Origin of the sequence: Limnohabitans sp. (genome assembly GCF_044373035.1) — a bacterium.
In the GTDB taxonomy this organism is placed as follows: Bacteria; Pseudomonadota; Gammaproteobacteria; order Burkholderiales; family Burkholderiaceae_C; genus Limnohabitans_A.
This window is the reverse complement of the sequence record NZ_JBILQU010000016.1, coordinates 26,919-39,063: the sequence shown is the minus strand read 5'-3', so window position 1 is coordinate 39,063 and position 12,145 is coordinate 26,919. Positions and strand designations below refer to the sequence as shown.

At 62.4% G+C, this 12,145-nt stretch carries 12 protein-coding genes; 5 read left to right on the top strand and 7 right to left on the bottom strand.

Going from position 1 to position 12,145, the window contains the following annotated elements; all coding sequences use genetic code 11:
• The 6 genes from ACIQ47_RS04535 to ACIQ47_RS04510 form a co-directional block, all read right to left on the bottom strand.
• On the bottom strand, positions 1-191 hold a 191-nt coding region (locus ACIQ47_RS04535), incomplete at its 3' end, for a TSUP family transporter (protein ID WP_396437042.1).
• A 94-nt stretch (positions 192-285) separates the two neighbouring features.
• Positions 286-1,173: a DMT family transporter gene (locus ACIQ47_RS04530; RefSeq protein WP_396428785.1), complete on the bottom strand. Its 888-nt coding sequence runs from the start codon at positions 1,171-1,173 to the stop codon at positions 286-288.
• A 77-nt stretch (positions 1,174-1,250) separates the two neighbouring features.
• A complete protein-coding gene (locus ACIQ47_RS04525; RefSeq protein ID WP_396437041.1) occupies positions 1,251-2,288 on the bottom strand; it encodes a hypothetical protein in 1,038 nt (345 codons plus the stop codon).
• A 227-nt stretch (positions 2,289-2,515) separates the two neighbouring features.
• Positions 2,516-4,138, bottom strand: a complete 1,623-nt coding sequence (locus tag ACIQ47_RS04520) for an FMN-binding glutamate synthase family protein (RefSeq protein ID WP_396437040.1) — start codon at positions 4,136-4,138, stop codon at positions 2,516-2,518.
• Positions 4,139-4,367: 229 nt separating this feature from the next.
• The gene (gene mnmC, locus ACIQ47_RS04515) at positions 4,368-5,522 is read right to left on the bottom strand and encodes an FAD-dependent 5-carboxymethylaminomethyl-2-thiouridine(34) oxidoreductase MnmC (RefSeq protein WP_396437039.1); all 1,155 of its coding nucleotides are present in this window, start codon (positions 5,520-5,522) and stop codon (positions 4,368-4,370) included.
• Between the two features lie 36 nt (positions 5,523-5,558).
• Entirely contained in the window at positions 5,559-5,834 is a 276-nt protein-coding gene (locus ACIQ47_RS04510) for an oxidative damage protection protein (protein ID WP_108351744.1), read from the bottom strand.
• Between the two features lie 213 nt (positions 5,835-6,047).
• Here ACIQ47_RS04510 and ACIQ47_RS04505 point away from each other — a divergent pair, with 213 nt between their 5' ends.
• Positions 6,048-6,824 (top strand): ferredoxin--NADP reductase, encoded by a 777-nt coding sequence (locus ACIQ47_RS04505; protein WP_396437038.1) that lies wholly within the window; start codon positions 6,048-6,050, stop codon positions 6,822-6,824.
• An 83-nt stretch (positions 6,825-6,907) separates the two neighbouring features.
• Positions 6,908-7,411, top strand: a complete 504-nt coding sequence (locus ACIQ47_RS04500; RefSeq protein WP_396437037.1) for a disulfide bond formation protein B — start codon at positions 6,908-6,910, stop codon at positions 7,409-7,411.
• Here ACIQ47_RS04500 and ACIQ47_RS04495 read toward each other — a convergent pair.
• Positions 7,399-7,872: an Lrp/AsnC family transcriptional regulator gene (locus ACIQ47_RS04495; RefSeq protein ID WP_396437036.1), complete on the bottom strand. Its 474-nt coding sequence runs from the start codon at positions 7,870-7,872 to the stop codon at positions 7,399-7,401. The two genes, ACIQ47_RS04500 and ACIQ47_RS04495, sit on opposite strands and share 13 nt — an antisense overlap.
• Before the next feature lie 113 nt (positions 7,873-7,985).
• Between ACIQ47_RS04495 and ACIQ47_RS04490 the strand changes: the two genes are divergently transcribed.
• The 3 genes from ACIQ47_RS04490 to ACIQ47_RS04480 all read left to right on the top strand — a co-directional run bounded on the left by ACIQ47_RS04490 (position 7,986) and on the right by ACIQ47_RS04480 (position 12,143).
• Positions 7,986-8,675, top strand: a complete 690-nt coding sequence (locus ACIQ47_RS04490) for an aspartate/glutamate racemase family protein (protein WP_396437035.1) — start codon at positions 7,986-7,988, stop codon at positions 8,673-8,675.
• A gap of 9 nt (positions 8,676-8,684) precedes the next feature.
• Positions 8,685-9,533, top strand: coding sequence for a class II glutamine amidotransferase (locus tag ACIQ47_RS04485; protein WP_396437034.1), 849 nt, complete (start codon positions 8,685-8,687; stop codon positions 9,531-9,533).
• Between the two features lie 147 nt (positions 9,534-9,680).
• Positions 9,681-12,143 (top strand): sugar transferase, encoded by a 2,463-nt coding sequence (locus ACIQ47_RS04480; RefSeq protein ID WP_396437033.1) that lies wholly within the window; start codon positions 9,681-9,683, stop codon positions 12,141-12,143.
• Positions 12,144-12,145: the final 2 nt, after the last annotated feature.

Below are 12,145 nucleotides of genomic sequence, written 5' to 3'. Positions count from 1 at the left end.
TGGGCAAAGCTGACGGTGCCGCCTAACTTGGTGAAAGCCGCAAACAGCAAGTCGGTGCCTACGGCCATGTAGGGCTTCACGCCAAAGAAAAAGATCAAGAGCGGCGTCATCAAAGAGCCGCCACCCACCCCCGTCAAGCCCACGATGGTGCCCACGAAAAAACCTGCAAAGACATAAGCCAAATCAACCATGGGGGCGAATGTAGGGTGCCTTTATGCTTTAACAAACGATTTTTTAGTTGGGCATATATTCTTTTGGCTTATAAGAGTGGTGTTGGATTTTGGCTCAGTGTTCCCTGCGTTGGAAGCTTCGAAAGGGGTTGAATCCGGTGAGCAATGCCGAGGCGATCAAGATGAGCAGCACGCCTGGCAGCAGGCCGGGTGTGAGGGGTTCGTCCAAAAACAAGGCCCCCCAGGACACACCGAAAAGGGGAATCAAAAAAGCCGAAGAGGTGGAGGCGCTGGCCGGGATCTCGCGCATCAGGCGCATGCTGATCCAGTAGGTAAAACCCGAGGTGACCGCACCCAGCACCAGCAAAGCCAGCAGCGCGGGCAGGCCCACCGCTTGGCTGGGGGCGGTGGCCACGGCAGCGGGCACCAGCACCAGTGCGCTGGTCAGGTGCACCACTGCCGAGGCGGGCAGCGCGTGGTGTTCCAAGGTGGCACGCTTCATGAAGATGGCCCCAAAGCCATAACAGCCAGCGGCCACCACGCAGGCCAAGGCGGCCAGCAGCACCTTCAGGTCCGGGTTCACGGGCCCCAAGCCCAGCAACAAGGTCACACCCAGAAAGCCGAGCACACAACCGACCATTTTGCTGGGCGTGAAGCGTTCTTGGGCCAACATCACCCCAGCCAAAACGCCGAACATGGGGGCGGTGGCGTTGAGCACGGCCGAATACCCGGCCGGCAAGACCAGCCCGGCCCAGTTGAACAAAACAAAGGGCACCACCAGCGTCAAGATGCCCAGCCCGGTGAGAGAGCGCCAGTGTTCGCGGGCTGGCCAGGCTTGGCGCGTCCAACGCATGATGGCGCTGAGCACCAGTGCCGCCAGGGCGCAGCGCAGGCAAGCCATGGCCACAGGGCCAAAGGCCGGGGCGGCCACGCGGATGAGCGGAAACGAGCCGCCCCAAACGGCCGACAAAAGAACAAGTTGGGTGAATTGACGTCCGTTCATGGCCAGACCATTATCAGCCGGGGCTGTGTTGGGCAGGTCCCCTCAACCAGCGGCCTTGCGTGAGGGGCATGGGCTTTTCAAGATCCCGACGGGGCAGTCCTTACACTGTCCTCCAAGACGTCGGAGATCCTGCGCACCTGAATCTGAGGCAGAAGGTTTTCCCGGGCCTTGAAGTTTTGCGCCCGTTCCTGCGATCGGAAGGGTCCTGTGATCACCACAAACCGGCCAACCGGGGAGGCGCTCTTGCGCATGAGCACGCGCGCATTGGCCAGTTCGTTGCGTGTTTGGATCAGGCTTTGGGCCTGCGTGGCGGTTTGAAAAGCACCATGCTCCAGGACAAAAAATTCTGGCGATTGCAGGGCCAGCCACCGCACGCCCCGCAGGGCGATCTCTGGCACGTCGTTGCGGGTGTCTGCGGCAGCGGGCGCTTGTGGCAGGGCGGCGGGCTCTGCCGGAACGGCGGACGCCACAAGGTCTTTGGCTTGGCTTGGCGGTGTACCAAGCGAAGACGCCGAAGCCGCTGGCGTTGCAGCCGCAGACCGATTGTCTGCCTGGGATGTGACGGCGTTGGGGTCCGACAAGTGGAGCGCCGTGCCCCATGCGCCCAAGCCCAACAGGGCCGCCAAGCTCAGCCAGGCCAGACGCTTGGATGACTTGTCGGATGCGGGGCTGCAGGCCGCTTCGGTCGCGAGGGGGATAGGTGCCTGGGTGAGGGGCGCAGCCATCCACTGAGGGTTGGGTTCGGACGGGGGGATGCCCGTGATGGCCGCATTGTTGTGTCCACCCGAAGCATCAAGGCCAAGCAGAACCCAGCGCCAACGCAGGCCGGGCAGGTGCCGCGTGAGATCTTGCAACAGCTGAACATCCGAAGCGGGCAGCTGTTCTGCGTGGGTGACGATGGAGATTTGCCTCGGCAAAGAGGCTGGCGCTGGTGTTTTCATTGCCTGTGTCAACCCCAGTTGGGCAATGCCTTGGTTGATGTGGCTGAGCAAAGCCAGGCGTTGCTCACCTGTGAAGTGTTCTACCGCGGCTGCAGGGGCCTGAGTGCGCCACAAGCTTTGCAGGGTGTGCGCTGCACGCACCAGGGTCTGGCTGTTCTGATGCCAAATGACCAAGTTTTGACCATCCTCTGAAACCAGTTGGCCCAGAGCCGCCAACGCAGCATGTGGTTCTTTCGGTTGGGAGGCGGCGGGGGGGGTGGGGTGATACGGGCCAGGTCGCATGGGAGACGCAATGTTGCGAAATGGAGGGCCCATTAAACACCCAGCAAGCCCACAGCCTTGTCACCAAAGCGGTGGGCTTGTCACCCAAGACGACGCACACCGACCGCCAGGGAGCAGGTTCAGGTGGACGTTGGGGCAGCGCCATCGGGCACGCCCCAATGCCCCGCCTGGCTGGCGTGCCAGAACTCGGCAAAGGGACTGGGCAGCGTGTATGGCTCAGATGGCTCACGCAAGAGTTGATCGGGCGCCAGCGTGTCAATGCTGGAGGCCAGGGTACGGGCCTGTCCCTCGGCATTGCGCCCCATCAGGTGCTGCGCCGTGATGTCGCCCGGTTTTTGCAGGCCTGCTGCGCCCACCAGGTCGGCCAGTGCGTGCAAGGTGTTGGCATGGAAGTAATACACCCGCTCGGCCTTGTCGGTGACCACGATGGCGCGTTGGCGCACCGGGTCTTGCGTGGCCACACCTGTAGGGCAGTGGTCGGTGTGGCAGCTGCGTGACTGGATGCAACCCAGGGCAAACATGAAACCCCGTGCCGAATTGCACCAATCGGCCCCCAGCGCCAGGCAACGCGCAATGTCAAAGGCCGAAATCACTTTGCCCGATGCGCCTATCCGGATCCGATCGCGCAAACCTGCCCCTACCAAACTGTTGTGCACCAGGCGCAGCCCATCGCGCAGCGGCATGCCCACATGGTCGGCAAACTCGATGGGTGCTGCGCCCGTGCCGCCTTCGGCGCCATCCACCACGATGAAGTCTGGTGTTTGGCCGGTTTCCACCATGGCTTTGACCACCGAAAACCATTCAGCCGGATGGCCCACACACAGCTTGATACCCACGGGCTTGCCGCCGGAGAGTTCGCGCAGTTGCGCGATGAAAGCCAACATCTCCAACGGCGTGCTGAAGGCCGAATGCCTGGCCGGGGACACGCAGTCTTGGCCCATGGGCACGCCGCGCGCTTCGGCAATCTCTGCACTGACTTTGGCTTTGGGCAAGACACCGCCATGGCCAGGCTTGGCCCCTTGTGAGAGTTTCAGCTCAATCATCTTGACCTGGGGCGAGCGGGCCTGCTCGGCAAAGCGCACCGGGTCAAAACGGCCCTCTGGTGTGCGGCAACCAAAATAACCCGAGGCAATCTGCCAAATCAGATCACCCCCGGGTTCGCGGTGGTGCAAGGAGATGCTGCCCTCGCCGGTGTCGTGCGCGAATTGCCCCATGGCCGCGCCCTTGTTCAGGGCCTTGACGGCATTGGGCGACAAGGCCCCAAAGCTCATGCCGGAAATGTTGAGCAACGACAACGCGTAAGGCTGCTGGCATTGGTGTGCGCCCACCGTGACCCTGAAGCCGGCCGGGTCCAGGTGAGTCGGTTGCATCGAATGTGTGATCCACTCGGTTTGCGCTTGGTACATGTCCTTGATGCTGCCAAAACCGCGCTTGTCGTTTTGCACCTTGGAGCGGGCATAGACCATGGCGCGTTGGCTGCGTGAAAAGGGCAGTTTTTCCTCGTCGTTTTCCAGAAAATACTGACGAATTTCCGGGCGGATGTACTCCAGACCGTAGCGGATCCGACCCGTGAGCGGGTAGTTGCGTCGCACCGACTGGCGGGTTTGGGCGTAATCCATGCAGCCCAGCACAAACAGCAGGCCCAAACCGCCACTGGCCCAGATCGAATAGGGCAGTGCCACCAGCGCGGCAGGGGCCGTGACCAGCCAAGGCAAGTATCTGGAAAAAGACGGCTGGGCCATGGAAACTCCTGCAAAGTGAGCCGCTGGCCAGACCATTTGGGCCTGTGGACAGCGCGATGAGCACTGATATTGATGGATGCGGCTGACTTTGTACAGAGTATTGATGAAAATGATAAATACAAAGTCTAATTTCAACTATATTGATATATACGTTAAATTTGATTCTGGGCGTCAAAACGATGGCCAAGGTTGGTCCAAAGCAAGCTGCAGTGGCGTGAAATCGAACCTTTCAAGTGGCCGCAAAGCGCTCGGCCGACAGGTGTTTGGCCAAATCCTCGGGCAAGGGCAGGGCTTCTTGGTTCATCCAGGCGGCGGTGAGTTCGCCACACAGCACGGCCAGGCTGATGCCGCGTGCACCCATGCCCGTGCTCAGACACAGACCCGGCAAGCGCAGGCGGTCGATGGGCCCGACCGCAGGCAAGCGGTTGGGCAAGGTGCAGCGCAAACCGGCCCAGCCGTAGACCTGTTCCGGCCCAAATTGGTTGGCCATGGCTTCCCCCAAGGCCGGCAAGAGCGTGTTCAAGCGCAGCCGGTTAGCGTGGTGGTCCTCAAGCCGTACGGGCGACAGTGAGCAGTCGCGCTCAAAAGTGGCGCCAATGAACCAGCCAAGCGGCCCCTCGGGCGTGGGCACGCCGCTGATGAAGCTGCCGTGCCCATTGACCGGAAAAGGTGGTAGCCACCGGCGCTGGGCGTCCGTCAAGTTGGTCATGTGGCCAAAGCTGACTTGCCCGCGCAAAGGACCCAAGGGCACCGTGAAGCCGGGCAAGGGTTGCAGCAAAACCAGGCTGTCAAAAGCGCTGGCCACCACCAACCAAGGCGCCTGGGCCAAAGTGTCTCCCTGCGCGTTCAGCACGGCCCAAGTCTGGTCACGCCGTTCGATGGTGTGCACAGCTTGCGACCACCCCACCTGAACGCCTGGCGTTCGCAGCTGCGCGGCCACCAGCTGCTGGGGCCGGATCCAGCCGGCCTGCTCATGCCAGAGCGCAGGCGTGCCCTGCGGCAGGCCCGCGGCGGCGATTTGCGCCGCGCTGGCCGGGGCGCTGCGGTGATCGGAGGTGTCCGAGGGCAGGCGGCGTTTGCCCGCGAGGTTGTGTTCCAGAACACCGGTCAGAGCCCAATCGGTGCCGCTGCGCAAAAGTGCCTGTGCGCGTTGCAGCGTGGCCTGCACCCCCGCACGCGTGATGCGGGAGAGCACATTGTTGTCAGGTGAAACGTGGGGTGCGGCCAAACCCGCAGGCAGGCCCGATGCGCCAGCTCCAACGCCTGCTGCCTGGTCCAGCACCGTGACCGACCAGCCGCGCACGGCCAGACTGTGGGCCACGGCCGAACCTGACAAGCCAGCTCCGATGACCAGCGCCTGGCGCGTCTCGCAAGCGGAGCTCAAGGGTTCAAAAATGGGGAGTCAAGTGCCGCTCTGGCATCAGCTTGCGGCAGGGGGTACATAGCCCTGAGCAGCGTCTGCGCCATCGCCAAAGAAATGGTTTTCCATTTGGCGCGCCAGGTATTGGCGGGCGCGCAAATCGGCCAGGTTCAGGCGGTTTTCATTGACCAGCATGGTCTGGTGCTTGAGCCAGTCGGCCCAGGCTTGCTTGCTCACGCCTTCCCAGATGCGCTTGCCCAGCTCGCCGGGGTAGGGCGGAAAATCCAGTCCCTCTGCTTCTTTGCCGAGTTTGATGCATTGAACGTTGCGTGCCATGATGATTGTCAGCCTTGATGTATCTTAAGAAGCGCTGGTGATACGGATATAGAATTTCCGAATTTCCAGTTGGAAGCGGTTCACACGAGAACACGGGTTGTTGGTGCAACAGCACCGTGTTTTTTGTGGACTTGCAGGCCGTAACTGTAGCAAGCTTTCAGCATCCTCCATTGGCATTGGGTCTCTCGCCCGGCCAAAACCCAGACACATCAAATGAGTGCATTTCTTGAAGAACGCGTTTTGAGCGTTCACCACTGGACCGACCGCCTGTTCAGCTTCACCACCACCCGCGACCAAGCCCTGCGCTTTTCGAATGGGCACTTCACCATGATTGGCCTGCGCGGCGACAACGGCAAACCGCTGTTGAGGGCCTATTCCATTGCCAGTGCCAACTACGAAGAGTATCTGGAGTTTTTGAGCATCAAGGTGCCCGATGGCCCGTTGACCTCCAGGCTGCAGCACATCCAGGTGGACGACACCATCGTGGTCGGCCGCAAGCCCACCGGCACCTTGCTCATCGATTATTTGCTGCCCGGCAAGAACCTGTACCTCATGGGCACCGGCACCGGCCTGGCCCCGTTCATGAGCATCATCCGCGACCCCGAAACCTATGAGCGCTTTGAAAAAGTCATCCTGGTGCACGGCGTGCGCCAAGTCAACGAGTTGGCTTACCACGACTACATCACGCAAGAGCTGCCCGCCCACGAGTTCCTGGGTGAGATGGTCAGCCAGCAGCTGTTGTACTACCCCACCGTGACCCGCGAGCCTTATAAAAACCAAGGTCGTGTGACTGAGCTGATGGAAAACGGCAAACTGTTTGCCGACCTGGGTCTGCCCCCGCTCAACCCCGAGACCGACCGCGTCATGATTTGCGGTTCGCCTGAAATGCTCAAGGACCTCAAGCGCATTTGCGAAGCGCATGGCCTCAAAGAGGGCAACACCAGCACACCCGGCGCTTTCGTCATCGAGCGGGCTTTTGCAGACGCCTGAAGCCCTGAGGGCTTTGTTCAACCCATCGCTGACACCTGTACCGACATGGGGGCACAATGACCCTTGTTTTTTGAAGAGGCCCCATGAAACTGTCCGTTATTTCTCCCCGGCGCTGGATGATGTTGATGGCCTTGTCAGGCGTCGGCATGCTGGTGTTTGGCCTGTATTTGCAGCATGTGGTCGGGCTGAACCCCTGCCCCATGTGCATCGTGCAGCGCTACGCCTTGATTGGCGTGGTGGTGCTGGCTTTGATCGGCTGGCGTTTGCGCGGCATTGGTTTGGCTGCTTCCAGCCTGCTTTTGACCCTCGCCGCGGGCTTTGGCGCATTCACCGCCGCCCGCCAAAGTTGGCTGCAGTGGTACCCGCCCGAGGTGGTCAACTGCGGGCGCGACTTCTACGGCATGGTCGAAAACTTCCCGCTGAATCGCGCTATCCCCATGATCTTCAAAGGCAGCGGTGACTGCAGCAAGATCGACTGGACCTTCTTGGGCGGCTCGATCGCCAATTGGTCGTTTGTGTGTTTTGTCCTGTTTGGCGCGTTGGGCATGTGGGTGGCTATCCGGTCCCGCCCCGCTCAGGCCGCATAACTGAGCGGCACCGCCGTGGTGAATTTGAGCTCTTCCATGGCAAAACTCGAGCTCACGTCGGACAGCGGCACCGCCTGAATGAGCCGCTTGTACACCAGGTCATAACCGGCAATGTCGGGCACCACCACTTTGAGCAGGTAGTCCACATCGCCGCTCATGCGGTGGGCTTCGACGATTTCGGCAATGCCGTGCACCGCAGCGCGAAACTTTTCCAGCCAAGGCACATCGTGTTCGCGTGTGCGCACCGACACGAACACCGTCACACCCAGGTTCACCTGGTGCCGGTCCACCAGGGCCACTTGCCGCGCCAAAATGCCCAACTCCTTGAGCCGTTGCACCCGCCGCCAGCACGGCGTGGGCGTCAGGTTCACGGCAGCGGCCAACTCGTTGACGGGCCAGTCGCTGCGCTCTTGCAACAGGTCAAGGATTTTTCGATCAATGGCATCAATTTTGTGCTTCATGGCCAGATTGTAGAAAATTATTCTAAAAAAATAATATTTCGAGGTAAAAAAAGCAATTTCATGCTGTCTGTTTGGTGGCAAACTTCTTTTTCCAATTGACAAAGCTGGATGGCATGAAAAAAATCGGTCTGATCGGTGGCATGAGCTGGGAGTCCACCGCCCTTTATTACCAACACATCAACCGCGAGGTGGCGCGACGCCGAGGCGGACTGCACTCGGCCCCCTTGCAGCTGGTCAGCCTGAATTTTCAGGAAATTGCCGACCTGCAAAAGCAGGGCGACTGGGCGCGCATGACCGAGATCTTGCAAACAGCGGCCCGCCAGCTGGCGCACAGCGGGGCCGAGGCCTTGCTCATTTGTACCAACACCATGCACCGCATCGCGCCGCAAGTGCAAGCGGTCACCGCCGTGCCTTTGCTGCACATTGCCGACGCCACCGCCGATGCCGTGCTGGCCGCCGGTTTGAGCCAAGTGGGCTTGCTGGGCACCCGCTTCACCATGGAGCAAGCCTTCATGCGTGACCACCTGGCCGCACGCGGCATCCAGTGCCTGGTGCCCGAGGAGCCCGGACGTGCCGAGGTGCACCGCATCATTTTTGAGGAACTGTGCCAGGGCCAGGTGCTGGCCGCCTCACGCCAGAACTTGATCGCGCAGGTGCAGCAGCTGGGCGAGCAAGGGGCGCAAGGCGTCATTCTGGGCTGCACCGAGCTGACCATGAGCCTGCAGCCCGGCGACGGTGGCTTGCCCGGCTTTGACACCACGGCCTTGCACGCCATGGCCGCTGTGAATTTTTGCCTGTCCTGAGTTGCGCGCATGTGCCAACTGATGGGCATGAGCTGCAACAAGCCAGCAGCCACCACTTTTTCATTCACCGGTTTTTCGGCCCGCGGGGGTCTGACCTCGGACCACATCGACGGCTGGGGCATCGCTTTTTATGACGGCAAATGTTGCCGGGTTTTTCAGGACGATCAACCGGCCAGCCATTCCCCTTTGGCCGATTACGTCAGGCGCCACCCCATCAAATCCAAAGTGGTGGTGGCGCATGTGCGCAAAGCCACGCAAGGGGATGTGCAGTCGGCCAACTGCCACCCATTTCAACGCGAATGGCTGGGCCGCACCTGGGTGTTTGCGCACAACGGTGACTTGCGCGATTTCCAGACCCCCAGCGGCTGCCAGGTCATGCCCGTGGGCAGCACCGACAGCGAGCGCGCGTTTTGCGCCATCATGAGTCACTTGCGCAGCCACTTCAAAGACCGACTGCAGCCCCCCGAATGGCCCGAGCTGGCCCCGGAGTTGGCCCGCATCACCGCCAATCTGGCCGGGTATGGCAACTTCAACATGCTGCTCAGTGATGGCCACGCCCTGTATGCCCATTGCTCCACCAAGCTGCACCTGTTGACCCGGCGTCACCCCTTTCCCCATGCCCGCTTGGTAGACCGCGATATGAGCTTGGACCTGGGGCCACTCAATGCCGAAAGCGACATCATGAGCTTGCTGGCCACCGAGCCCCTGACGCTGGACGAGCCCTGGCATGCCTTGCGTACCGGCGAGTTTGTGGTGGTGGTCGATGGCCAGGTGGTTTGGCAAGCACTTGATCCCGGCACACGGGCTTTTCCCGTGGCCTTGCCGATCGGTGGACAGCGGGAGCCGGCCCCCACTTGATGAAGGGCTGGCGAGCGGGCTTGTCGGCCGGTGGCACTGTGGCACTGTGACCCGGTGGCCATTCGCGGTGACAATACCCGCACTTCCTGTTGCCCTTGCATGTCTGCCCCTGTTCACACCCCCGTTAACCCTTCGGTTGACTCACCCATGCCACCGCCCGTGCCCCATGTGGTGCTGGTCATCACCAAAGGCGAAGCCGGTGGGGCGCAAACGCATGTGCTGGAGCTGTGCCGCGCCCTGCAAGGCCGGGTGCGCTTCACGGTGGTGATTGGTGGCAACGACACGCACAGCGTGCTGGGCCAGGCCCTGGGTGATTTGGGCATCGCGGTGCTGGCGTTGCCAAGCCTGCAAAACTCGCTCAACCCCCTCAAGGTGATCACTTCGGTGCGGGCCATGCTGGCGCACATGCGGGTGCTGCAGCCCGATGTCATCCACGCCCACAGCGCCGTGGCCGGGGTGATCGCACGCCTGGCGGGCAAGCTGCGGCAGACTCCGGTGGTCTACACCGTGCACGGCTTTGGCTTCAAGCCGCAAGCGCCTTGGCTGATTCGCACCAACGCCTGGCTGGCCGAGGCCGTGCTGGCCGCCTGGACCACGCGCATGGTTTGCGTGTCGGCCTACGAAAAACAATTGGCCGCGCGTTTGCCCATGCCGCCCGAGCGGGTCAGCGTGGTGCACAACGCGCTGGCCGATGTGCCCTGGCGCAGCGACATGGCCGCCCAGCCGCCGCACCTGGTGATGGTGGCCCGCATGGCCGCGCCCAAGCGGCCCGATGTCCTGATCGAGGCACTGGCCTTGCTGGCACCACTTGGCCTGCAGCCCCCAACCCGCATTTTGGGGGGCGGGCCCGACCTGGCCCGCCACCAACAGGCCGCCGCCCCGATGCCGCACATCCAGATGGAGGGCGATGTGAGCGACGTGGCCCAGCGCTTGGCGCAGCACCAGATTTTTGTGCTCTTGTCCGACCACGAGGGCCTGCCCATTTCCATTTTGGAGGCCATGCGCGCGGGCATGGCGATTGTGGCCACGCGCTTGCCCGGCATTGAAGACATGCTCACGCACGAGGAAAGCGCCTGGCTGGTGCCCAACAGCCCGCAGGCGGTGGCCGATGCGCTGCAGACCCTGCTGGCCGATGCCCCCTTGCGCCAGCGCCTGGGCCGCGCCGCACGCGCGCGCTACGAGGCTCAGTTTCAGCCCGAGGTCATGGCCGAGCCGGTGCTGGCGATCTACCAACAAGCCCCCTTGATGCACACCGCCCGCTGGCCCATGACGCGCCCGCGGCGCCACACCCGGCAACTGGCCTCGCAGCAGGCGCACCGTCAAAGCGCCCACCTGGTCTGGAGCCTGCTCGGCTTGGCGATGATCGGCCTGGCCTACGCCATCAGCCAGGCCCTGATGGCCAGTGGCCATGCCACGGTGGACTTTGGCCGCACCGTGCTGGCCTGCCTGGTGCCCTATGCGTTGGCGGCGCACCTGTTGTACCGGAGCGCGCACATGCCTGCGGCCGAGCGCGGCCCCTTGCTGCTGGTCACCACCGGCTTGCCGTTTTGGCTCACGCCCTTGGCCTTTGCCTTGCTGCAGCAGCCCTATTCACGCGGTGCTTTGCTGTTGACCTATGTGCTGTGCACCTTCTGGTTTTGGCTGGCCGACCAGTGGTTTTTGCGCCACCGCCCTTGGCGGCTGGTGTACCAGGACCCGCGTGTGCCCGGCCTGTTGGCCCCATGGTTGCCCGAGCCCGACGGCCAGGGCCTGCCGCGCATCCGCTTGCTGCCCTGGCCTGAGCAGGGCATGCCGCCTGGCGCAGCGCTGGCGTGTGACGGCGCGGTCGTGCTGCCGGCCGTCACATCAGCCACATCGGCCACCTCTGCTGCATCCGCGCCCCCCAGCCCTGAGCGCCAGCGTTTTCTGACCGCGCTCAAGCTGCAGCACGTTCGCCTGTACAGCCCCGAGTCGCTGCAGCAAAGCCTGACCGGGCGCATGGCGGCCGAGACCCTGCAAAACGAGCTGTGGCAAACCGATGGCAACCCGGCTTATGACCTGGCCAAGCGCCTCATCGATGTGAGCGTGGTGCTGGCTTTGTTGCCGCTGTGGCTGCCGCTGGCGCTGTGGGTGGCCTGCGGTGTCAAGATCGACTCGCCCGGCCCGGCCCTGTTCAGCCAGCGGCGCACCGGCATGCATGGCCAAAGTTTTCGGATTTGGAAGTTTCGCAGCATGCACCACGAAACGCGAGGCAGCCCGCAGTTCGCCCAAGCCAACGACCCGCGCATCACCCGCTTCGGGCATTGGATTCGCCGCAGCCGGCTCGATGAAATACCGCAGCTGTTCAACGTGCTCATGGGCCACATGAGCCTGATTGGCCCACGCCCCGAGCAAGACGGTTTTGTGCAACAGTTTGCCGAGCAAATGCCCAGCTACCCCTACCGCCACCTGGTGCGCCCCGGCCTGACTGGTTGGGCGCAGGTGCAACAAGGCTATGCGGCCAGCGCCGATGAAACTACCATCAAACTCAGCTACGATCTGTACTACATCACGCACTACAGTCTGGCCATGGACTTGCTGATCGTCTACAAAACCATCCAGACCGTGCTGACCGGGCGAGGCGCGCGCTGACC